Consider the following 22,850-nt stretch of genomic DNA (forward strand, 5'->3'; position numbering starts at 1 on the left):
ATGGATGAACAGCGCCAAGAATCCTATCTGAATCTAATCAAAATATTGTTGACTTGTTCTGGAGAGGAGGAAGCAATACAAGTTTTGAACGCTCACTTAGAACTCGTTGATGAAGATTTGGTATACACGATAGAAAAAGTTGCTGCTGTGGCAGTGAAGGAAGGAGAAGCAGAGGGGGCAGATTATTTGCTTGACCTTGCTGAACAAATCGGTAAAGTCCTGGAAGATTCAGAAAATGTAACATTGTTCCTTCCTCAAGGATATAGGGAATTTTTTCATCAAGTCATAGCAGTAACCAACGAAAGTCAAGGCGATTGGCAACAGGTTTACTCTTTCCTTCAAAGGAACTTGGACAAACTGAATTATAACTTTGCTCAGATGCTGCACCATTGGTCAGCCCATTCCCAGTATAAGCTAGAACCAGAAATGCGCCGACAAATCGCTTCAATTATTGGCAATTTCAGTATTACGATCATGGATTTTCCTTTGGGAAGCAGGGCTGACAACTTAGAAATTGCTATTGCTGGCTTAGAGGCAGTTATTACTGTTTTTCCTCGCGCAGATTTTCCCCAGGAATGGGGAAGTATCCAAAATAATTTAGGAAATGCTTATGGCTATCGTATCCGAGGGGAGCGAGCAGAGAACCTGGAGACTTCTATTCACCACTACTACCAAGCTCTACAAGTACGCGATCGCGAAACTGTTTCTGAATATTGGACCGAGACTCAAAATAATTTGGGGGAGTCTTATCGCGCTCGCATTCGAGGGGATAAGGCAGAAAATATCGAACAGGCAATAGTCTGCTACTCTCAAGCTTTACTGGAATACACCCGCGAAAAATTTCCTGAAGATTGGGCGATGGTACAAAGCAATTTGGGGAATGCCTACGCAGAGAGAATTCGAGGAGACAGAGCAGAAAATATAGACCAAGCTATCAGATGTTACTCCAAGGCATTGGAAATACGCACTAGCACAGGTATTTCTGAAAAGTGGGCTGAAACTCAGAATAATCGAGGGAATGCCTATTCTTTACGAATTCTAGGGGATAAGGCAGAAAATATCGAACAGGCAATAGTCTGCTACTCCCAAGCTTTACTGGAATATACTCGTGAAAATTTTCCTGAAGACTGGGCAATGGTACAAAATAACCTAGGTCGCATCTACCTCCAACGCATCCGAGGAGATAGAGAGGAAAATGTTGAGCGAGGGATTAGCTGTTTATTACAAGCTTTGAAAGTTAGAACTTATGAGGCATTCCCAGAAAAAAGAGCTGAAACTCAACACAACTTGGGTGAGGCTTACCTTCGTCGTCTTCGAGGGGATAGGGCCGAAAATATTAACCAGTCAATAGTTCACCTCTCTCAAGCTTTACAGATTTATGATAAAGAAGCATTTCCCGAACAATGGGCAAGCACTCAACACGATTTGGCTAATGTTTACCTAATACAGCAACCTAATGAAGAGATTATCAACAGGGCAATAAGCTGCTGCTTAAAAGCTTTGGAAGTTCGCACTCGCGCAGATTTTCCCGAACAGTGGGCAGAGACTCAACATAATTTAGGAGTCGCCTACGATAATCTTATTAACTTCTGTAAGGACTTCGAGCCGCAAAAATGTCTGGAGCAGTGCATAGAATGTTATCAGAATGCTTTACAAGTACGCACTAAAGAAGCTTTTCCCCAATCTTATGCAGAAACTCAACTTAATTTAGGCATTACTTATCAAAAAGTTCGTGACTTCTCTAAGGCTTATCAAGCTTACAATAAGGCAATTGATATTGTAGAAAATTCGCTGCGAACTGAGCTAATTTCCGGTTCTGAAGGCATGGAAGACAAAAGGAAACTTGCTGAAGAATGGAACATACTTTATGGACGTATGGTGGAAGTTTGCTTAAATTTGGGTAAACTGAGGGAGTTTACTGAGTATGTTGAACGCAGCAAAACTCGCAACTTAGTTGAACTTATTCTCACCCGCGATCGCCACACTATTTTCCCAGCAGAAGTGGTCACTCAACTAGATCGACTGCGAGACGAAATCACCCGCGGTCAATACGAACTTCAAAATGCCACGGCAGAAGACCCCACAACTTTAGCTCAACATCTCCAACAACTTCGACAAGAGCGTAACGAATTACAAGACCAGTACCTGCCTATCGGTTCAGGTTTTCAGTTTGAGCCATTCCGGTCAACTCTAAGCGATCGCACTGCAATTGTTGAATTTTACATTACAACCGATCGGCTACTTGTCTTTATTATTACCAACCAAACCCAACAACCCATCGTTTTACCACCCGATTTTATAAACCCGAACAAATTAGCAAATTGGGCAAACAGCTATCTGAAAGCCTATAGTAACAAAAAATCTCACTGGCAGCGCCGTTTAACTACCCGCCTACATCTGCTGGCAAAAATTCTGCACGTTGATGAAATTATTGAGCAAATTCCAACAGAGTGCGATCGATTAATTCTAATTCCCCATCGCTACTTGCATTTGCTGCCACTTCATGCTTTGCCACTTACAGAAGACTCCAGTCTTTTTGACAGATTTCCTGGAGGAGTCAGCTATGCTCCTAGCTGTCAATTACAGCAACTTGCCCAAACTCGACAACGCCCTGAATTTACTCACCTATTTGCCGTTCAAAACCCCACAGGTGACCTCTCTTATACCGATCTTGAAGTCGAAACCATTCAAAGCTATTTTAACACCACTAATCTTCTCAAAGAAAAAATAGCAACTAAAGAAGCTATTGATAATACTTCTCTTAGTAATGTTCACTGCGCTCACTTTAGCTGTCATGCTTACTTTAACGAAAGCGAATCTCGCAAATCTGCTCTGATTCTAGCCAATGCCGAGCTAAATTCTGCACCAACACAATCCGATCCAGAAAACTATCTCAGTTTGAAAAAGGGTGGCGTACTTGACCTCAACAAGTGTCTGACTTTAGATGGCATTTTCACCCTGAATCTAGAACAATGTCGCCTTGTCACTCTATCTGCTTGTGAAACCGGATTAATTGATTTTCAAAATACCAGCGACGAATATATTGGATTGCCTAGTGGTTTCCTTTATGCAGGTGCTTCTAATGTTGTTAGCTCGCTTTGGACGGTGAATGATATATCCACTGCCTTTTTAATGATAAAGTTTTATCAAAACCTACAAGACTTCCAAACCTCTCCAACAATTGCATTGGCGCTTAATAAAGCTCAAATCTGGCTGCGAGATGCTACCAAAAAAGAATTACATAGATGGATAAATGAACTATCAGACCCAGTTAGTAGGAGAGAACTACTAAACTGGATTAGGCCGATCAAAGCTGAAACGAAACCATTTGAGTCGCCCCACTATTGGGCAGCGTTCTGTGCTATTGGACAATAGGCAGTTTTAGCATAAATATTGAGATCCGCTCATTAGGATTCATCTGATGATGAGAAGTTTTTTAGATAATAAAATTTTCCGTAATGCTGACATCGGCAAAAGAGATAAGAACGCTAAAAAGTTCGCCCGGAGCGGCAAAAAAACTTAGATGTATTTCGCAATCTTCATTGCGAGATTGTGTTTCAAAAAATGTTACCCCGCTTTCATCTAGGGTCATCTTTTGGCCAAATTCATCAAGCACTATCAGTTTTAAACCTGCGGGCAAATGGGGTTCTTCAGTTGAGTATACCTGGAGAAAAATGTCTATATCCCCATCTTCTCTAGTTCTAATTGCCACCAGAAGTTCGATACTCAACTCGTCTGTTATTTGGATTTCCTTACGTTGAGCTACAGCAGCTTTAGGATGGTCTGGGTCAAGTTTACCCAAACTCAAAGCGATTTGCCAATTTAAAGCTAACTTCTCTTTGTTTTCCTCAGTCTCTTCAACATCAACGTCTGCTAAGCGATTGACTAAAGCATTAATAACCTCTGGGTTAGCATCGCTTTCTCCCAATTCTAAAGCTGCTTGAAATTGAAAACCGAACTCCTGATTTTCTTTCTTCAATGATTCGATAAGCTGATTGAGTCGATTAGGTTGAGAATCTTGAGCTTGGGAATCTCCTACAGATTTGCTAAGAGCAGCATCAAAAGCAGAGCGATCGCTTACAACTGGGTTCAGTTCTTGTAATGCAAAATATGTACCCAGAAGTGCTGGTTCATACTCTCCCCAAAGCTCAGGAATGCGTTGAAACCAACGACTCAACTGCTCCCAAGAGTTGTTAGTTTTAGTTACATCTGGTTTGGCTGGCAGTTTTTCTATATCTGTTGATTGTTTTCCTGGATAGTCTGTACCCTCTACCTCCAAAACTTGAAATCCTACTAAATTATTAAGTTTCCCTGAATCAAAAAGCTTTTGAATTTCTTCAAATACTTCTTGAGTACCTTCAACTAATAAAACTAATTTTTTCTTTTTCATTTTAGCCTCTCATTCATTCTCTTCGTAATAGAAGTGTTTAACTTGGAAACCTTGAGAATATTTTTGATACAAATTATCTAGTGCTGTATTACGGGATATATTTTCTGCTTCTTCAGAATCAACTTCAAATTCTATGGTTATTCTTATAAGTTTTTTTTGATTAGCTAGTCTGCGTGGTCTTCTATACCCCTGCTGATCGAGATATAAAATTATTTGAGCCCAGTCACTTACTTTTTTTTTGACAAGAATTTTAACATACTTATAAAGGCTTCGAGAAAAATCTGAAGTTAATCCCCTTATTTCTCTATTAAGCTTCCGAGCTATATCGTCAGGAGTTAATCCACTCAGTAATAAACCTAGCCAACACTTTTCAGTGGGTGTAAGTTCCCTTTTATCAATATTAAGTATTTTGATATCTTCATCTGTTATATCTGCTGTACCTAAAACATTTTGTATGGCTTTGGTTCCAGCTAAATCGTTGAAAATACTATCCATATTCCATTCTTTTTCTGCCTTGGGACAATCACTGCAAGGTGTTTCATTCAAGGTAGAGCAATTCTTTTCTGATAAAAACATCATTAAGTAACTATCCTGTAAATGTCAAATAAGGGGTTTATAGAAAACACCCAACATTGGTTGGGGAAAATAATCTTAAAACATCAACTATCGTGTGGAGCGGGATATGGAGTGAAATTGCCATAACAAAGAGGACAGAAAAAAGAGCGGTCATTAGTAATAACCGTCTAGCTACTATAGGGGCATTATATGTCATCACGTGTCCAAGATCCAATCGAAAAATCCCTCCACTTGGGTATAGAAAGGAACAAAATTCACCTGCTCAACGAGCCTCAGCAAGCTGAACGTATGAAGGAAATACTGAGCCAGCTTGAAGGTGGAACCTTGCTCAAACAGCTGAATTTGCATAAGGAGGGGCCAATTGCTGCTCATCTTATGCACCCAACCAAGGGCTTTGGTTGGACTTACGAGCAAACGACCAGTGCAATTATGCGCTACATAATGTTCCTGCTCCTAGCTTACCTCCATCCCCAGATCACCTTGGTCCCTACCTCGACGATTGATATTGTTTGGCATCAGCACATTTTACATAACACGGTCAAGTATGTCGAGGACTGCGAAATGTGGTTTGGCCGTGTTTTTAACCACTGCTACGATCCAGCTGAGCTTTGGGGCAAAACAGATCGGGAGAATCCTGATACCGCTTTTGCTCAAACTCAAGCCCTATTTGAGCAGTATTTTGGCAAAGGTGTTTTAGGAGGTGCTAAGTGGGATCAAGCAGAAGGCGAAGTAGTAGAGCGTCAGCCTGAACAGCAAGATAACAGCGGCAATGGGGAACAAGCATCGCGTCCTACGGCTTGTGGTATGCCCAAGCCAAAGAAGGCTTAGAACCTGGCTGACTTTTACGTAGCTCGTTCTCAATCTGACAAATGTCTGAGGGTGTCTAGTGATAGGCACCCTTTTTTTATTGATGCAGTCATACACGACCGATCAGTTATTCGTACCATCTGCCCTTCAAGCTTCAAGCCAAGACTGCATTTGTTTAACTTCCGATAACATCCCCAGACGCTCGAACCAGTCCTTAGCCTCTGTTGCCCACCGTTGGGATTCGGCTGTATTCCCGCGTAATTTCTCCAATTTTGCCCAAGAACACTTGTGGAAAGCAATAGAACGCCTATCCATACTGTCAAGAGCAATAGGGTGGCTTAGATTTAACAGGCGTTCTGCTTCATCCAGGTTCCCTTGTTCGATAGCTATATCAGCTAACCAATTGAGTGCATAAACTTCCACTTGCTTCCATTCAGCTATTTTTGATAGTTCTAGAGCTTGGTTGTAAAGAGTTTTGGCTTTTTCGTAATCCCCTGTTTTAAACCAGCTCTCAGCCTCATAGTAATCAATGCGAATCAAATAGCGCTGGTGTTTTGCTTGTTCTATCTGACCTTGATTTAGTAAGTTTTTTGACTCATTCAACCAGTCACGCGCTTCAACCAATTGTTGCTGGCGAATGTGTACTACAGCAGCAGTGATAGTCAAGTCCAACTGGAATATCAGGTCCTGATATTGCCGCAGGTTCCAGGCTTGTGCTAGCAGGTTCCCAGCTTCGCTCAACTGCTCTGGTTTGCCCATCAAGATAAGTGTCCAGCCTCTATCGTATAAAGCCTCTGCTAATGTTGGCTGGTCTCCGTGCTGCTCGGCTGATGAGATCAACCATTCCATCCAGATTAAGCGCTCATTCCAATACCCGAACAAATGGGTAAACCCCTTAATATACTGCCAAAACTTTCGGAAATCCTCATATCGCTCTTGTTTGATACACCATTCAACTACAGAGCGGAGATTCTCCCACTCCTGCTCTAGGTGTTCGTATTGAACGTGCCACTCTTTCCAATCTTGTCCTGCATACAGCTCGGAAAATCTTAGATACCAGTCGATCCATCGCTCCCGTACTTCCTGCTCAAATTCGGGATGAGCCTTCAGTTCAGCAAGCGCATACTCGCGAGTCAAAGAATGATTTAAGTTGTACCATCCATCCTGCTGTATTACTAAACGGAGTTTATAGAGTTGAGCCAAACCATCTATGGAGTTGGCTCCTGCAAGGGCAACTTGAGCGATCGCTTCTATTGAAGCAGATTTGGTAAACAAAGCTAGCGCCATTAGCAACCGATGCGCTGGTTGCCCTTGCAGCGGTTGTACCAACTCTCCAATGCAGTAGTGAGCGAAGTCACCTGTGGTCAATCGAGCTGGTACTGCATTAAGTGGAAGTCCATAGACTGACATTTGACCAATGGTATAGATAATCGCGATCGGGAGACCACCAGTTCTCTGGTAAAGTGCCTGGAACTGTTCGGAGTTCAATTGCACTCTTTGTTCTTGTATCTGATGCTGAATCAAATGCTGGCTATCATCTGGTGGCAAACACTCTAAATGAATGGGAACGCCTAACGCTGTTCGTATACGGGTAGTAATTACGACCTTTACCGTTGGCGGTAGTTCGTGCAGAAAGGAAATGACATCCTCTTGATCCTCGATAGTTTCGAGATTATCCACAATCAACAGAGTACGCAGGTAAGCCAAGCTTCTTTGAAGGCACTCCAGTTGATCGTTAAAGTGTGCGGGGATAACGTCAGGGCTTTCCAGCGTGCGAAATATAGTTTTAAAGATGTCACGCAACGTGCGCTCTCGCCTATGACGTTGCAAAATGTCGATACCAATGAGATGCCGTTGCTTGGCTGAGGTAAAAATGATGGCATCAAAGGTGGGAAAGTTAGGAGTTGCCTCAGCATTGCAACTAGCTTCTAGGCAGCGGTGGGCGACTTCCAAAACGAGCGCAGTTTTCCCCACGCCACTGATGATTCCTTCAATGCTAATCAGATGGGTGTTGTGATTGAAGGAGAGCAGTGTCAAAAGTTGATCTATTTGTTTCTGCCGACCAACCAAGTTTGTATGGTGAAAGCGTGGCAGGTTGTGGTAAGGACGCGATCGCAGCGATGTAGAAGGAATGTTCACAGAAGTCTCTAAGCTTTCTACCGCGAACGTCTCTTGTGTTTCCGGAGGGGACTGAGGTATACGAGGCAACTCTTGTAGGTCGATGGTTGAGACCCAGCCGTTACGCTGTTCTAGCACTCTGGTAGTAACTATTTCCATTCCATCTTGGTTAGTGAGCGACTCCTTGCGTTCCTCTTGAGTGGAAGAGGATGGAACTTCTGCTGGCTGCGTTAGCGAAGTGGCTTCGTACCCCGCAACAGTTCCTGAAGAGTGCGAGCTTCGCCAACGCCGCTTCAGGGCTTCCCGAAAGTCTCCTTTACTGACCTTTTCTTCCAGTACCTCTGAAAGCAGCCTCCAAAGTTTTAGGCCAACATCTCTTCTTAAGTAACCTTCACCGTAATGGGACGTCTCTGCTATCTCCTTATACGTCTTGCCTTGCCAAGCGCCGCGAAGTATAGCGGCCTCTACATCAGTTAGATGTCTCCCTTTTTTGTCAAAAATCGTTGCATCCGCCACTGTGAGTGCTTCTTCTTCGCCAAAGTTCATTAATTAATTAGCCAAACATCAAAGTTTCTTCTAGCCACTCTAGACTACCCTGACTTTTCCTGACACAACCCCTGACTCTACCTGACTCTACCTGACTCGACAGTTTCAATTCCATATATGACCATTGAATAAAGAAGCAAGGAGTTGATAACTGCTGCTATCTATTCAATAGCCAGAACCAACCCATTCAACTTTGTAATCCACACTTCGTATTATCTGGACTTAATTAACACAAAATGTGGGCAATAGGTTATTGCTGCTCAACTATCTCCAGGTAATTCATTGAGAAAACAAGGCTAATGGAGATTCAGCCCTGCTGATTCGATTGCAAGAATATATTTTGATGCAGTTTTCGATCTGATAAGGAGAAACCATGACTACCGAATATCTTGGCTCAACCATTGTTCTCAATGAGCAAGATCAGCCAACGCTTCTTACCCACTTGCTGAACGAAAAACTCAATATTTTACACTTTCAAGACAGCTATGGCAGTGGCAGAACGTGTAACTGTGTTCTTTCCTCTATCGAAGCGAATTTGGAGCGGCTGAGCAATTACGGAAGCACTACCTTAATTGTTGCTGATGATGCCTTTGACAAGGATAATCCCCCAAAAACGAAGGTTCATCGGGTCGTGATGACGAAAGCCGAAATGGGCCGTTTGAATTTGCTCGATGAAGAAGGTTACGTCCGTCGTACCACATTGATTGTTGATAGCACTGGCTCTGTTTTAGCAACCCTACCAGTAACAACTGAAGAAGAGTTAGCCACTCACATTGAACAAACTGTAATTTCCACATTAATTCAACTTCAAAGCCAAGCTTCTACCTAGTGTTACTAAGGCTTTCGAGGGAAAATGTTCTGGATATTCCCTCTGAAAGAACCTGGGTATCTCGGTAATGGTGATTCTTTAGAGAGATTAACAATGAGCAACATAACCTGTGTAACAAGTAACCAATCTATTTTGACAATTACTGACTTGGCTCAAGGTAAAAATCTTACCAGCAGTAATTTTTTTGATGCAGTTCGCTTTATCAAGCAACAGAAACCTGGAATTATTTTAGGACTGGAGCCGAAGCGAGGAATTAGAAAGATGGTAGGGCTTGTTAAGCGTACTGCTCGATTTGAATTGATTGGCGATCGCCCAGCCAAAGATGCCAACTTCATGGTGAATGTACCGACTGGAGGAATTATCGCTATTGAAATAGGGCCTTCTGCTGGACCAAACACTCCGATCGGTTCCATTGTTGAACACAGCCTTTTCCAACAAGGAGTTGCTGGTATCATAATTGGTGGTAGGCTGCGAGATGCAGAGAGCATCCCAGAAGATCGTTCCATTTGGGCGCTAGGAACCACCTGCTGTGGAGCCTACGGAGAGCTTTGGGAAGAAGAAATTGACTGCCCAATCTCCATTTTGGGAACACAAGTTACTTTAGGAAGTTTGATAGTGGCCGATGAAAGTGGCATAGTTGTCAGCCCTCCCTTAACGCCGAGAGAATTGGAGATTGTTGGTAAATTCGTGGATGCTGATAATTATGCCAAATTCTTGGTGCAACACAAGGGCATGAACCCGAACGATGCAAAAGACCAAGCTTCTGAACGTTTTGGTCTTGTCTGATATACCCACCCTAGAGATAAAACCCCTCAAAGATTAGATAGAGTGGCTGACAAGTAAAAATTTGTAACAAGAAGCGACCTTTCGCATAAAACTGTCAGCCTGATTCTGATCGAGAAGTAGGAGCGCATCAAGTTCTACCGTGAGGATACCTTTTTGAATTCCGTTGTCCAACAAAATCATAATTATTAGCCAAGATTTTAGCCATTGACTGGAGGTTTACATGAAGTCTCTATCTAACGTCATTGTGATGGGCGGAGGACACGTCGGTTTTGCTGTTGCTGCTTTCTTGAGTTCGCAAGGCGTCAAGGTACATCTGTTTTCTCGCCGTTTGTTGCCAATCACCAAAACACTGACTATTAAAGCTATTGGTCAAGTTTTGTGTGGTAATTATCAAATAGCCAGCTTTTCAGCCCAAATACAAGCGATCGCCGCACAGTTGGGACAGCTACCTCCCACAGTAATCATTTGTTGCCGAGGCAACGATTTAGTGGAGTACGCTCGCATCATATCCCGGTACGTTTATTCAGAAATGAACATTGTATTGTTCTGTGGAAGTCGGTTGGATGACAGGGTATTCCGCCAACAGTTGCTTTCAAGTGGTGTTTTAGAATCCCAGATGCCAGCCGTTGCGAGTGCTACAACCAGCCCTTTTTGTTGTTGCCTACAATCAGACAGCACAGTTGAGATTAAGGCAAAGAAAGGCCAAGTCTGTATCAGTGCCCAAACACCAACTCTGACAGAACGGATATTCAATACTTTGCAGCCCTGGTTCACTAATTTAAAGATTGCAGGCTCGTCCTTGGAGGTGGCTTTGGAGAAAGAAAATGATATCACTCATATTCCTCTCATGTTAACTTCAGCACGAACCTTGGAAAAGGGAGAACCACATTTATTTTACCACGAAGTAGGACCTCGTACTGTTGGTTTGATTGTGGCTCTAGACAATGAGCGTCTGAAGATCGGACAAGCTTACGGTCTAAAACTCCGTGATTGGATTAGTTGGCATCAAGCTCAATACCATACGTCTGGCTTATCAATCTACGAAAATCTTCAGCAGACGAGCGCGTATCAGCACTCGTTTATGGATACTCTTGATGATCGTTACTTAACAGAAGATGTCCCTTACGGTGCAGTTCCTCTTCAAACATTAGCGCGAATCGCAGGAGTACAGACTCCAGTATTAGATGGATGTATAGCGCTTGCCAGTCAACTGATTGATATGCCCGCCCCGGCTTGGACTGCTGAATTATTGGGTATCGCTGGACTTAATCCGACTCAGGTCTCGGCTTTATTGAGTAGTTCTTGGGTTAAGCAACCCTTGTATCTGCCACCAGCTTCACTTTTGTCTCATTTGGCTCAACCTACTTCCCAGTCTGATAAAAAGATTGAGAATGTAGAAGTTTGAACATTAAGTTCAAGAATCTTATAAACGTTTTCTAAAGTCTTTAAACTCTCAAAGAACTCCGAAGCGCTCCGCTCATTTGTGTTAAACAGCGGAGCGCTTTTACGGTCATCAGAAATCCTTGGGGGAGGCGCTGCTGCCAGTTAGCGAAGGTAGCATTTGGCGGTCAGCGGTAGTAGGTGCTGTTAACTTCAACGGTTTGATAGTGCTGGATGTAGCAATTAAGTCGGGAGCGCGGCGTCATTGACTTTTAGATTTGCGATCGCTCTCTGGAATCGGCACGGGGCAATTGATTTGATCGGAATCCGCTGCTATGCGTTTAATTAGCTCGCATAGCAGCGATGCAATCTCCCAGCGCTCGGTGCTTTCCATCAGGCAAAGGAAAATATTTATAATCTTTATAATAATTGCTCCAATCTCCCCTCCACTGTGCTGCCCATTCCATAAGGCATTCGGAGCGTTCTTTTAAATTGAGAATTGGCAAACCGTGTAAATTGCAGCAGTAATTTAAAATTTTGATATCAAAGGCAGAATTGTAGATTAGCACTCGTTTATCTTTCATAACTTCCGCAAGAGAAGGGTAAATCTCTGGAAAGGTGGGTGCATCCTTTACATTTTCCTCCGTTATTCCGTGAATTTCTGTTACTTCTGCGGGAATAGAAGTCGCAGGTCTGACGAGTGTATTGAGCAGCGGTTCTCCCAACGGATTAATAATTGCAATTTCCACAATCTCTGCATTATCGAAGCCAGTAGTCTCAGTATCCAAAATCAACCATTCATCAGGAACAAGAAGCTGTTCTCTTGCCCACTTCACCGCTCTTACCCTATCTCTTTCGATAAAACCCACTTCTCGATACCACTCTTGATAATCCCGCTTGATTTGAGCTTTGAGGCGGTTGGCAGCTAGGGTTTCCAATTGCTTTGGGGTGGGTTTTCTTTTAGGGCGACAGCATTCAGGATTGTGGATATCGTAGAGGAACACGTCGTATTTTTGGGTTTCGATCACTCCAAGTGGTTTAAAAGGTGCCAGTCCCAATTCTGATAGTTGCTTTTTAGTTTTCAGATGTTCTGGTGGTTCGTTGATTTCGCCCCACCAACTGTATTTTGCAAGCTCCATATTGGCTGCTCCATTGATTCTTTTGTGTCGCCAGCTTTGGCTGTAAGATTAGCTTTTTAGAATCAGCTACAATCAATAATATCAGAAAACTAGAAAACCCCCAGTTCCCTGGGAGATGAGTCATCCGCTGCAAAACTAAATGACGTATAAATTATCTCATTTAAGGGCGGTCATTGCCTGCGGATTGAAACCGCTAACTCGGCTGCACTACCGCCAACTGCAACTGCTGCGAGTTCTGGTTTGAGCAAAGTTCCCTGACTCACATCCGATTGGCAGTGCAGCAACCAGCAACAGCGGGATATTTTTCGCAGCACGCTCGCTCGTTGTTAAGGCGGTCGCTCAATCCTAAAAGCATTATTTCTGGCTCTTTTTGACTTTTCCGAGATTCAGCATCCAGTTTCCTCAACACTGCTTCTCTGGCTACACCGTAGAGGGGTTTTCCGTTCTTGCCTGTAATCTTCATCATCAATCCTCCTTTTGTAACTTTTTAGCTGGACTGTACTCAGTTTGTTGTAAAGCTTGAACTGCCAAATCTGCACCATCTCCACCGCCTTTCCACCTTCTCGGCTTCAGATGTCCGTAGCAGCGTTCCATCGCTCCAATTAGCAGGGGAAAGCGTAGGCTGCTAAGACTTAGCGATAGGTTTCGATAAGCTGGCTTTTGTGGTCTGATTTTTGCCAAAGGAATTTCATAGCTACTCCACAATTTTTCCAAATGTTGATTCAAGTAAATCGTACCAATCTTTCGCTTTCTGGAATGCTTTACCTCCCGTACCGCAGCCGAACACATCTCGACTGCTTGCGGTGACTCCCAATCTCAGGATTTTTAAGCTCAACCAAAGCGCTTTGTCGGGCTGAGTGGGAATAAGGGCGATCGCTTCACTAACTAGCTCTACTTCACTGCTTCCCCCCTTGCTTAAAAGTGCCATCACCCTCGCCAACGCCTTCGAGCGCTCTGGTTCGGGAAGTAGGGAAGTAGTGCTGCAATCCTTATCCTGCAACACTTCACTCGCTTCATCTCCTACTTTGTCCGCTTCATCAGGGAGTGAAGCAGCAGTATCCTCCCGTGCAGTAACTTCATCAGTTTGCCAGGATTCTAGGAGCCGCTTCTTGGCTAGTTCCCACAGTTCTTGAGTATCCTCAATTTCCTGGCTTGCAGCCAACTCAGTTGTTTGAATTGTTTCACTATTTACGGAAGTTTCTGTAGTTGATGAGCGCTTCGGGAGTTCTCGTTTCCATTGACTCAAGTCGGGTACAACAGCGGGGAATTCTCCTAACTCGCAGCTAATCCACGCAGCCCGATTCCCCAGCGATTCCAAGTAATCCCGCACTTGTTGGTATTTGGCATATTGTTCCGAATCCTTGGGGAATTTGTTGCGATAACTTTCACATTCTTCTACAGCGAACTTGCCCATGTAAATGCTACAGAAACATTCAGCTAAATCGCTTTCACCCTCCAATCCCCAAGTTACAACTTGTCTGCCCTGGGCTAAAGCAAAGATGCGGATGTTGGTTTCCCTGGCTAAAGTAATCATTTCACCCATAATTTGCTTGGCGCTAAGAGCAATAATCTGTTTGGTTTTGCGATCGACAATCGCTCTCACATTACGCGAAATTGCTTTCCATTCATCCACAGCTACATTCCAAATGGGTGAATCAATCCCCTTTGCCATTAATGCTGTACGCCGCACTCTTTCACTTTGCAATGCTTCCAAAGAGGAGCGGATAGCTTGGTAATCTTCAGGCACTCCTATTACATCCAAGCCAAGCCATTGATGCGGCCACCGTTTGACCGTAATTACCGACTTCTTTTGGGATGGCATCACATCCATCAGCCAATCAAATAGCGTGGTTTTTCCGCATCGGGTAGCTGCAACTCCTCTAATGTGAGGAAACATCTCAGGAGTCTCCCTAAACTGCTTCCAATCAAAGAACTTTACTCCTAAATTGGGAGTTATGGGCAGTTCTACGCCTAATAATTGATTGTTATTTGGTGCGGATGCTATCTTTGATGGAAGTTCCGCATTTTCAACTTCCTGGGACTTTGATTCTATTGGGTTGGGCTTTGATGCGGGCAAAGATTGGGGAGTGGGGGTGGTTAGAGCATCCAACAGTTCGGGATTCTTCTCTAAATAAATTGTGTTGTAGCCGTCGTAGAGTTCGCGTTTGAAGTCCTTCACTCTCAAATCAGCAGCAATCGCTGTTTTTTGGATTTCTTCCTCATCCAAAATGTCGCTGGTAGTTGCTTCTAATTGCTTCTGTCGAGCTTCTTCGAGGGCAATGGATTCATCTATCTTTTGCTGCTTCATTGATGCTGCACCGGATGTGAAATAACCCGCGCAAAAACTCACCGCACCAATTACACCACTCGCGGTACGCAGCAACCCCCAGCCTTGGTGTATACTCACAAACTTGGCAGTCTTGGGATACTGGGAACCCGTTACCACAACAGGCGTACAGGGATTTGTAGCTCCATTGCAGTAGCTGACGTGTTTGTCAAAGTAGCCGAACAAGCTCAACCCGCTGCATCCAATACCCACAATCACACAGGCGATGGCACTTTTCACCGCATCCACCTCCACAGCAGTGTGACCAACAAAAGCAACATCACCGCCACACCGACAATCGCGACAAGCTGCCACACAGGGATTAAGCCAAAGCCTACGCTTAGAGGCATATTTGCCAGCAGCCACGCCGCATCCCAAAATGCAGCAATAGTTCCGACAATCACCACCAATCCGCTAATCCGACGCATCGACAACAAGTAAGGCGTTGGGTTTTTCGGTTTTACTACAAACAGAAACCCGGCTACTAAAATCACGGCAACGAGCATTACAGGAGCACTGAGAATCCTCGAAACGTGAGCGATGGATAGCCCAACCGCAAACCAGAATCCTTGACCGCAGAAGCTATTTAAGTTTTTGAGAAATCTCAATTGGTCTGATTCTTCTAAGTCGGGGAGTTGTGGTTGTTGTGAAGGTGGAGCAACAGGAGGATTTTGAGGTTTGGGGATGAGAAATGGTGGCAACTGCATGGCTACTTCCCTGAGAAAAAGTCAAAGGCTTTACCACCCCATTTTTTCAGCCAACCACTTTGATTGGTAGCGTTATTGCTAGCGTTATTGGTTGCGTTAGTGGTAGCAGGAATTAATTGTTTGCTGCTAGATGATGGCAAACCCAATTTCCCACGAGTACCATAAGCGAACAAGTCTTTTATCCTATTTCTCTCTTCGCTTTTTGCCTGTTGAGCTGCTTGTCGCTCCGCATAGTTTGTTGCTTCTGTGTCTGGTTTTTGGGATAGCGCTTCTTTTTGGCGGACTAATCTGTTAGCCACAATCTGAAGCGAAATCTGAAGGTCGTATTCCGCTAAATCACCGTAATCGATAACTTCTTGGTCGAGAAGTCGGACGCCAACATCCGAATCTTTGGCTAGCTTTTTGGTATTAGCCTGCCAACCTTTCCATGCCAAGAATACGTCGAGCGTGGCGCGATCGATCTTTTCCATGCCCTTAGCACCAGCTTTGACGCATCGGGCTACAAACTCGTTGTATTTGACAACACCGTCAATATAGTCATTGACGTGTTGTTCGAGTTTGTCGAGATTCGCAATGAGAAACTTGATTTCCTCAACCGAATCTACGAATGCCCCCAATTCTTCCTCGGACATCCCAGCAAAGGCTGAGGGGTCGAAACCGTAGTATCCCTGAAAGGAAGTCAACATGGAAGGTGCGCTATCAAATGCTTTGACTTTGCCGACTAGGGCTGGTGCTATGGCTCCACCGCCTGTGTATTTAACAATTGCACTCATGGTTTGTCTCCTTTGATCTTGCGGCTCGTTAATTGGGATGCGATAAGCTTTTTAAGAGGGACAAAAAAGCCCCTCGAACATTACTTAGTTTCCTAGTTTTTTGGTGGTTGTGAAGCAACCAACGGTTGCAATAAACCCCTTAACTCTTGGGGAAGCACCATCAACGGCCGTCGGTCGCCCTTGGTTTCCTTATACCGAACTGCTGCGTTGAGGAGTGAGAGCGGAATCTCAAATTCTTTGTATTGGGTAGTGGATTCTTGCCACAACTCCACCCAAGTTCGCGCGGCTTTGTCGCTGACCATTTCTGACATGAGCGCGGGGATGTTATCTCTAGTTAAAACTACGCCCAGTGCTGTTATTGATGACTTCTGCACATACAAGTCGATGAACAAGGGGATGTAAGTTTTCCCGATTTCGGGATTGTTAGTTGCAAAGAGTTCATCTATCGTCTCAATTTGGCTCATGGTTTGTGTCTTTTAATTAATACAAAGTGTTCTAATTGATGTAAAATTGATTACTTCCCCCCAAGTGACGGTGCAAATTGATAGTTGTGGTTCGTGCTGTTATCGATAGTCTGGTCGCCTTGAACTACCGTGGGCGGTAAATCCTTTACGGCTTGCCGATAACCGTCGTGGTAGATCGAGTGACCGCCGTAAATCAGCATAGCGGGGATGGCTGAGAATAGAATTGATGCACAAATGACCGAGAGCTTATCTGACATAGTTGTTACCTCGAAGTTTCATTGGGACTAAACGAAATGTAAACCTGTCCTTGACCGCTACATTTAATGTGAGCCGGAATGTAACCCAATATCTGACAAATTCCATCCCAAAACATCTCTCTACAAATCAGGTAGTTGTCGGGGATTTGTCCTTTACGGTACACAGCCCATGCCATATCTACCGATTTGATAACGGCTTGGGGAACTGGGTCTAGGTCTACTAACTGCTTTACTCTTTCTAATTCGCTGCTCATTTCTTGTGACCTCATTAACTATGATTCTTCAGAGAAGTTGATATTGATAGCATCGCGTCGTTTCCACCACGTCGTTAATCGACTTGTCCAGCCTTTTCTATTAGCTCGCTCCTCATCTTCACTTTCAGGCTCATCAACATCATCATCATCATCCTCATCCTCATCTTCTGCGACTAATGGACTGTGCCAATTACAGTTAGCTCTATCAATCCAATAGGGGTAAGCGCGGACAGGTTTTCCATTTACCTTATCGACAAGGTTAATTCCTGTCACATTGCATTCAGCGTAGAATTCGTCTTCTTCTGTAAGCGTTGCAGGAGACAGCAATCTTTGATAGTCCTTGTCTGCAGTCATATTTTCCTATCCTGCTGATTCATATCCATCACATTCATAATGTTGCTGCTCCGTCTCGAAGCGGTAGCAAACTCCGGGATAAGGGCATTCTCTCGGCCCTACACAATCAGGGGGAAAATATTTCTCTTTGGGCTGGCAAAGATTTTTATTTTCGTATACCGCTTCTAAGTAAACATCGCTATCAATAATGTTGTACAGCGCACCGTCTCGATTGCTGTACAAGTCGAGGTCTTTGATTTGACAGAATGCCAAACATTTGTTGTCGGGAGCGTACACAAAAATATGCTGCTCTTCGTGCCACAACAAAACCTCTTCTTTGCTGATGTGAACTAACATCGCTGTACTCCTTAGCTCTGTACTCCTTTGCTCTATGGTTGCGCTTTACTCAATCGGGTAACAAAATCTCGTTATCTGTCTTGCTAAAGATGACATTTTTGCCATATTCTACGCAGTAAGGCTTCAGTAACTGGTACTTTTCATCTCTGTCAGTAAACAGGATGTGCACCAGTTTTTGTTCTTGCCATCCTGAATTGCAGTGTTTAACTGTTGCCAAGACTTCTCGGATTTTCACCCGCATCCTCCCACCAATACAGCCACTTCGCTCACATGGCTAATTGTCGCTAGCTTAGATTTAACGACCCGCCACAATTTCAATCCAGGCACTACTAAATACATCTCAATAAAGCCGTAACTTTCCAGCATCAAACAAACCTCATCAGTGCGATTGTTTCTTCAGCATAATTGCGATTGGGGGGCAATATAATGCCAGATTTTTTAGGTTGGCTGCCCCGTTGTAGGCTCAGGAAAAAGATGAGATTCAGCAGCACCTTTTCCCTTTGAGCCTGCCTTAAAGCTAGGGCTTCCCCTAGCTCTCGGTAAGCGTTTACCAGAGTCCTGGTGAAATCCTCCGTGGCGGTACTGGCTTGGTTGGTAAAACAGGCTTTGGGGCGGGTAGATTGGCATCCCGCAAATCCAATGGAGCTGCTTTTACGGCCGAGGCGAGAACGCTGAAATTACCTCGGATATTGGAGGCCATATCGCTCAAACCGTTGGTCAGATTTGCACTCAGAGAAATCTTAAAAGCATCTAGGATTTGGTCGCTAACGGCTCCAGCAACATCGGCCATCCCCAAGGATGCTTCGCGAGTCATTCCTTCAATTGCTTGTATCGCTCCACTTTTTTCTTCCTCAGCATCCCGATTTTCCCCGCTGGCGATCGCTTCAGAGTCGATGCCGTTGCAGTATTCACCGCGTCCGTTGCGAGTGCTTGCTATTTGTTCGAGTGCCAAACGAGGTGCAATTCGCTGATTGAGTACCAACTCGAAGTAAAGGTCGATTTCTGCGGTGTCATCAGGACTCAAAAGAGAGTTTTGCCAATCAGAATGCCCTAAAGCTTTGCGAGCGTTGGTTACGTCAGAAACTTTGTTGAGTCCCCATTTGGTTTTGATGTCGCGGCGGTCAATTGTCGGTTCCGTATTCATGGGTGGGTAATCCTTCTTGTGCTAATCGTTCTCGAACAGTGGCAATACAGCGGTTTGCTTCCAGAATCCAAGTTTCTAGAGTCAGCAAGCAGTTCAAATGAAATTGAGAAAATGTTCGGCGGTAGGGTTGTCTTTCAAACTCAGGGCATTCTGCTTCTAAAAGGGCGAGTCGGGTTTTGAAAGTAGCTTCAGGCATCGGTTTTCCCCCTTTACCCAGAATTATCCTTACCTCTGCTCTGAAGTAATTTCGATGGTTCCATTTGCCGCATCGACTGTTAAAAACAGCTACGTCTACAGGCTTTTTAGGTGTTGGCATTTTCTGGTGGACATTTGATTGGCTACTTGTTAGCTAAAATGCTTGAAACTCTGATTCTTTCGTTAGCTGTTTTCGGAGTCGCCCGAAGTAGCTAACGAAGAATCAAAAAAAATTATTTCCTTTCCGGCGCGCTAAATGATGTGGCATCCCAGATACCCCATACTTCGCGGGCAGAAGATACCGCACCTTGGATCGCTTCTGCTGGCGTGCGCCCGAAAACTACGATCTTGCGCGGTGGATTGTATTTGCGGGTGACGGTAATGCTCCACTGAAATTGATGGCTTTTGAGTGCTTTCATCGATCGTCCCTCCCATGACCCGGTGTGGGTGCAGCTTCTGATGCAGCTAACAGGGAACCGGAGAGTAAGCGAATCAGCCTCAACGCTTCTGGTTCAGACATCCAAACATCCAAATGTTCGAGGGAATCTTCAAACAAATCCGAGAGTTCGCATTCAGAGAGCGCTTGGAGTACCGTCGATGAATAGTGCTGGGCGTAGGTTATCGCTTCGATGAGGGCAAGCTTTTGGATACGGTTGCAAGTGGTCAGCAGCGATTGCCAGCAAGTGTGGAGTTGGCGGCTGGAGAATTGGTCGGCTATTGCCTCCACTAGGGCGATCGCTTCCAATTCGGTTGGCAAGAAATCAAAATCTTGCGGCCACTTATCGCCGAAGCATTCAACAGTTCCGCACTCTTTAATGGAGCGGGTGAGCGTGTCCCTTTGGCGGAGTGAGTAAACGACCGCTTCCATCAAAACCCAAAGAGCGGGTTCTGCCATCGCGTCCACGGATGCCAACAACGAAGGATACAAAGAAGCGCTCGTCACCTTTGGCGTTGCAGCAGCAGCGGACACCTCAACCGTTATCGGTATCGGTATTTGTGTCATGATTGAAAAACCTCATTAATGTGAGTGCCATACCCCGCCTCAGAAGATTTCCAGTCATAGGGGGCGGGGTTTGGTTTGGTTTTTTTGTCTGCCCACGAACGCCAATCTGCGAAAGTGTTGCGGGCATTGGATTTAAGGCCCTTTCAAGTTAGTTTTGGACAACAAAAGGGGTAGTTTTATGGATGACCCTTTTACGCCGACACTGACTTTGGCGTGCCTGAGTGTATAGTAACAACAGGTAAGGTACTTGTCAATATTTACCTTACCTGTGGAAATGGGATTCCCGCAGACAAAATGAAACAATAGGTAAGGTATTTGTCGAGTTTTGGTGTACCTAAATAAAAAGCGAGGTAGTAAAGGGTAGAGTTTAAGAAAGTGACAACCTCCTTAACACTTGTATGCCCTCTGATAAACCTCGAATAACCCTTTACCTGGAGAAGCAGGATATGGAGCACCTAGGGGCTTGGGCTGAGAAGGAGTTTTTAACAGTACCCCAACTGACACGAGTGGTAGTTAAGCGAGCTATAGCGGAATACCTAAAACAAAACCCTTCTAATCCCCCAACCCCCAAACCGGACAGCACCCATGATTCACCCAGTGAAACTGCCCCCCCGCCAGCCACCAAAGCCAAGCGGGGCAATAAAAAGAAAACTACTAATACACCATGAATGTCGCTGAAATTAACCCGCTTTCCCTGCCATTCCTGTCAGTCTAAGCAATACGTTCGCGTATAAAATTTTAAAAGGCTGTTGTCAACAAGCGACCGCCGGCAGCGATTAGACCAGACAAAAAAAGAGTCCGCAGTCTTTAGAAGAGACGGCAGACAACAAAAATAAAAAATCTTTAAATACATCATAGTCTATTTCTGCCATTACCGCAGATTTTGCACCTTTGCACATCAACGGTAGTTACAGCAGAGCCGTCTCTTCTACATATAGCGGGTTTTTGCAAACAAAACCAGCACGCAGCGCTATGAGTAGCGAGAGAGGCATCTATGAACGTTGTACAGCAATTTGAATCTACCGCATATCTTTCCCCCAAACACAAGAGCCACATTGAGAGCCGGGGGCTGTTGAACAATTGGACCTTTGCCACCTGCCGAACCGTATCTGCGGACGAGGCATCAGTTTACTTGGGTTACGCAGCGAAGTCGGGCGGCATCCTATTCATGGGTGCAACCACACAATTTCAGTTCAGACCGGACAAACCTTGGAAATCCTCTGGCAGTAAAAAACCGCCCAAATATCGCACGCCCCTTGGTGAGTACGACGCATTCTTACCCCAGCACCCCACCGACAAAAACTATTGGGAGCCAGAAAATCTCAAGCCGCACTGCTACCGCATTAACGACCATCCCTATCTCCTGATTACCGAAGGGCCGTTCAAAGCAATCGCTGGATGCAGCAACGACTTACCGACAATTGCCTTAATGGGCATCAGTATGGGGCTGACAGCGAAAGCTAGCGATTTGCAGAACAAACGCTATCTCGTTCCCACCCTAGAAGCTTACGCCCGTGCCGGTTTTGGGTTCATCATTGCCTTTGATGCAGATGCAGCGACCAATCCAAACGTCATTTGGGAACAGCGGAAACTCGGCCACCAGTTGCTTAAGTTTGGTGTCCCCGTTCGCAGCATTACTGCACAATGGGAACCTGGCACTGAGGGAGAAACCAAAGGTATGGATGATTTTATCCAGAGAAAAGGAATAGAAGAGTTCAGGCGGATTCTTATGAAGTCAGTCAGCTTTGAGGAATGGGAGAGCAATCTTGACACAGACGAGGGTCAAAACTTCACAGCATCAAAGCCTCCCACACCGAGACGGCTTGCCCGCCAATTAGCGGAAGATTACGGGCAGATTTGGAAATTTGACAACGAAACCAAAACTTGGCGGATTTGGACGGGCAAGCATTGGGAGCGTACCGACGATGGGAATTTTAGAACCCTGGTCAAAACCACCATTGATGCCAGAAATATTGAGTACAAAGGTTCTAGCTACATCACAGACGTGCTGAGCCTGCTCACTGATGACTTACGAGTTAAGCGTTGGGATATCTGGGATAGAAAACGCTACATCGCTTTCGATGATTCGGTATGGGATAGCTCAACTGGCGAAATCCTCAAACATTCTCCGGGTATGGGTTTTACTTCCTACTTACCTTACTCGTACAAGCCCTTGACGGGAACTGACGCCTCGGCGATTGACATCCTTCGCAACAATTGCCCAAATACCTACCGATGGATGAATACGGCAATGCAGGGCGACCACCAGAAAATCCTCAAACTGTTGGCAGTCATCAACGGATTGCTTAAGTTCCGGTTTTTTGACTTGCAGATGTTCGTCCACTTAATCGGGAAACCGGGGAGTGGTAAGGGTACATTTATTCGGCTCCTCCAGAAAATAGTAGGGCGAGAGAACTGGAAGGGATGCAAGCTCAGAAATATGGATGACGGCTCAACAATGGCTAG

Annotated in this window: 27 protein-coding genes; 7 read left to right on the top strand and 20 right to left on the bottom strand. The window is 44.7% G+C overall.

The window, feature by feature from the left end; translation table 11 throughout:
* The gene (locus QUB06_RS17915) at positions 1-3,375 is read left to right on the top strand and encodes a CHAT domain-containing tetratricopeptide repeat protein (RefSeq protein WP_333436414.1); all 3,375 of its coding nucleotides are present in this window, start codon (positions 1-3) and stop codon (positions 3,373-3,375) included.
* A gap of 61 nt (positions 3,376-3,436) precedes the next feature.
* Here QUB06_RS17915 and QUB06_RS17920 read toward each other — a convergent pair whose 3' ends face one another.
* On the bottom strand, positions 3,437-4,390 hold the full coding sequence (locus QUB06_RS17920; RefSeq protein WP_333436415.1) for a DUF1822 family protein: 954 nt from the start codon (positions 4,388-4,390) through the stop codon (positions 3,437-3,439).
* 9 nt (positions 4,391-4,399) lie between these two features.
* Positions 4,400-4,969: a hypothetical protein gene (locus QUB06_RS17925; protein ID WP_333436416.1), complete on the bottom strand. Its 570-nt coding sequence runs from the start codon at positions 4,967-4,969 to the stop codon at positions 4,400-4,402.
* A 186-nt stretch (positions 4,970-5,155) separates the two neighbouring features.
* Between QUB06_RS17925 and QUB06_RS17930 the strand changes: the two genes are divergently transcribed.
* Complete coding sequence (locus QUB06_RS17930) at positions 5,156-5,794, top strand: glycine-rich domain-containing protein-like (RefSeq protein ID WP_333436417.1); 639 nt, start codon at positions 5,156-5,158, stop codon at positions 5,792-5,794.
* A 126-nt stretch (positions 5,795-5,920) separates the two neighbouring features.
* On the opposite strand, the gene QUB06_RS17935 is transcribed toward QUB06_RS17930, so the two are convergent.
* Positions 5,921-8,437: an NB-ARC domain-containing protein gene (locus QUB06_RS17935; RefSeq protein WP_333436418.1), complete on the bottom strand. Its 2,517-nt coding sequence runs from the start codon at positions 8,435-8,437 to the stop codon at positions 5,921-5,923.
* Between the two features lie 373 nt (positions 8,438-8,810).
* On the opposite strand from QUB06_RS17935, the gene QUB06_RS17940 reads away from it, so the two are divergent.
* The 3 genes from QUB06_RS17940 to QUB06_RS17950 all read left to right on the top strand — a co-directional run bounded on the left by QUB06_RS17940 (position 8,811) and on the right by QUB06_RS17950 (position 11,457).
* Entirely contained in the window at positions 8,811-9,266 is a 456-nt protein-coding gene (locus tag QUB06_RS17940) for a hypothetical protein (protein ID WP_333436419.1), read from the top strand.
* A gap of 93 nt (positions 9,267-9,359) precedes the next feature.
* Entirely contained in the window at positions 9,360-10,052 is a 693-nt protein-coding gene (locus QUB06_RS17945; protein ID WP_333436420.1) for a hypothetical protein, read from the top strand.
* Positions 10,053-10,272: 220 nt separating this feature from the next.
* The gene (locus QUB06_RS17950; RefSeq protein WP_333436421.1) at positions 10,273-11,457 is read left to right on the top strand and encodes an NAD/NADP octopine/nopaline dehydrogenase family protein; all 1,185 of its coding nucleotides are present in this window, start codon (positions 10,273-10,275) and stop codon (positions 11,455-11,457) included.
* Between the two features lie 163 nt (positions 11,458-11,620).
* Here the strand turns inward: QUB06_RS17950 and QUB06_RS17955 are convergent, their stop codons facing one another.
* The 17 genes from QUB06_RS17955 to QUB06_RS18035 all read right to left on the bottom strand — a co-directional run bounded on the left by QUB06_RS17955 (position 11,621) and on the right by QUB06_RS18035 (position 20,384).
* Entirely contained in the window at positions 11,621-11,698 is a 78-nt protein-coding gene (locus QUB06_RS17955; protein WP_333436439.1) for a hypothetical protein, read from the bottom strand.
* Positions 11,699-11,773: 75 nt separating this feature from the next.
* Positions 11,774-12,571 (bottom strand): 3'-5' exonuclease, encoded by a 798-nt coding sequence (locus tag QUB06_RS17960; protein ID WP_333436422.1) that lies wholly within the window; start codon positions 12,569-12,571, stop codon positions 11,774-11,776.
* 259 nt (positions 12,572-12,830) lie between these two features.
* Entirely contained in the window at positions 12,831-13,037 is a 207-nt protein-coding gene (locus QUB06_RS17965) for a hypothetical protein (protein WP_333436423.1), read from the bottom strand.
* A complete protein-coding gene (locus tag QUB06_RS17970) occupies positions 13,037-13,252 on the bottom strand; it encodes a hypothetical protein (RefSeq protein WP_333436424.1) in 216 nt (71 codons plus the stop codon). The genes QUB06_RS17965 and QUB06_RS17970 overlap by 1 nt, the downstream gene beginning before the upstream one ends.
* Before the next feature lie 13 nt (positions 13,253-13,265).
* On the bottom strand, positions 13,266-15,212 hold the full coding sequence (locus QUB06_RS17975) for a hypothetical protein (RefSeq protein WP_333436425.1): 1,947 nt from the start codon (positions 15,210-15,212) through the stop codon (positions 13,266-13,268).
* Positions 15,134-15,604 carry a hypothetical protein gene (locus tag QUB06_RS17980; RefSeq protein WP_333436426.1) on the bottom strand — a complete coding sequence of 157 codons (471 nt, stop codon included), beginning with the start codon at positions 15,602-15,604 and terminating at the stop codon, positions 15,134-15,136. Before QUB06_RS17980 ends, QUB06_RS17975 begins: the two co-directional genes overlap by 79 nt.
* A 2-nt stretch (positions 15,605-15,606) precedes the next feature.
* The gene (locus QUB06_RS17985; RefSeq protein ID WP_333436427.1) at positions 15,607-16,377 is read right to left on the bottom strand and encodes a hypothetical protein; all 771 of its coding nucleotides are present in this window, start codon (positions 16,375-16,377) and stop codon (positions 15,607-15,609) included.
* A gap of 92 nt (positions 16,378-16,469) precedes the next feature.
* A complete protein-coding gene (locus QUB06_RS17990) occupies positions 16,470-16,841 on the bottom strand; it encodes a hypothetical protein (RefSeq protein ID WP_333436428.1) in 372 nt (123 codons plus the stop codon).
* A 50-nt stretch (positions 16,842-16,891) separates the two neighbouring features.
* Positions 16,892-17,098 (bottom strand): hypothetical protein, encoded by a 207-nt coding sequence (locus tag QUB06_RS17995; RefSeq protein ID WP_333436429.1) that lies wholly within the window; start codon positions 17,096-17,098, stop codon positions 16,892-16,894.
* 5 nt (positions 17,099-17,103) lie between these two features.
* Positions 17,104-17,367, bottom strand: a complete 264-nt coding sequence (locus QUB06_RS18000; RefSeq protein ID WP_333436430.1) for a hypothetical protein — start codon at positions 17,365-17,367, stop codon at positions 17,104-17,106.
* A 3-nt stretch (positions 17,368-17,370) separates the two neighbouring features.
* Positions 17,371-17,706, bottom strand: coding sequence for a hypothetical protein (locus QUB06_RS18005; protein WP_333436431.1), 336 nt, complete (start codon positions 17,704-17,706; stop codon positions 17,371-17,373).
* 6 nt (positions 17,707-17,712) lie between these two features.
* Complete coding sequence (locus QUB06_RS18010; RefSeq protein ID WP_333436432.1) at positions 17,713-18,042, bottom strand: hypothetical protein; 330 nt, start codon at positions 18,040-18,042, stop codon at positions 17,713-17,715.
* A 49-nt stretch (positions 18,043-18,091) separates the two neighbouring features.
* Positions 18,092-18,277 carry a hypothetical protein gene (locus tag QUB06_RS18015; RefSeq protein WP_333207342.1) on the bottom strand — a complete coding sequence of 62 codons (186 nt, stop codon included), beginning with the start codon at positions 18,275-18,277 and terminating at the stop codon, positions 18,092-18,094.
* Positions 18,278-18,589: 312 nt separating this feature from the next.
* Positions 18,590-19,186, bottom strand: a complete 597-nt coding sequence (locus tag QUB06_RS18020) for a hypothetical protein (RefSeq protein WP_333436433.1) — start codon at positions 19,184-19,186, stop codon at positions 18,590-18,592.
* Positions 19,164-19,502 carry a hypothetical protein gene (locus QUB06_RS18025; RefSeq protein ID WP_333436434.1) on the bottom strand — a complete coding sequence of 113 codons (339 nt, stop codon included), beginning with the start codon at positions 19,500-19,502 and terminating at the stop codon, positions 19,164-19,166. The genes QUB06_RS18020 and QUB06_RS18025 overlap by 23 nt, the downstream gene beginning before the upstream one ends.
* 112 nt (positions 19,503-19,614) lie before the next feature.
* On the bottom strand, positions 19,615-19,800 hold the full coding sequence (locus tag QUB06_RS18030; RefSeq protein ID WP_333436435.1) for a hypothetical protein: 186 nt from the start codon (positions 19,798-19,800) through the stop codon (positions 19,615-19,617).
* Complete coding sequence (locus tag QUB06_RS18035; protein WP_333436436.1) at positions 19,797-20,384, bottom strand: hypothetical protein; 588 nt, start codon at positions 20,382-20,384, stop codon at positions 19,797-19,799. The genes QUB06_RS18030 and QUB06_RS18035 overlap by 4 nt, the downstream gene beginning before the upstream one ends.
* A gap of 446 nt (positions 20,385-20,830) precedes the next feature.
* Here QUB06_RS18035 and QUB06_RS18040 point away from each other — a divergent pair, with 446 nt between their 5' ends.
* Both QUB06_RS18040 and QUB06_RS18045 read left to right on the top strand, forming a co-directional pair.
* Positions 20,831-21,052, top strand: coding sequence for a hypothetical protein (locus QUB06_RS18040; protein ID WP_333050809.1), 222 nt, complete (start codon positions 20,831-20,833; stop codon positions 21,050-21,052).
* A gap of 326 nt (positions 21,053-21,378) precedes the next feature.
* On the top strand, positions 21,379-22,850 hold a 1,472-nt coding region (locus QUB06_RS18045), incomplete at its 3' end, for a DUF3854 domain-containing protein (RefSeq protein ID WP_333436437.1).

Origin of the sequence: Microcoleus sp. D2_18a_D3 (assembly GCF_036702455.1) — a bacterium.
Classification (GTDB): Bacteria; Cyanobacteriota; Cyanobacteriia; order Cyanobacteriales; family Microcoleaceae; genus Microcoleus.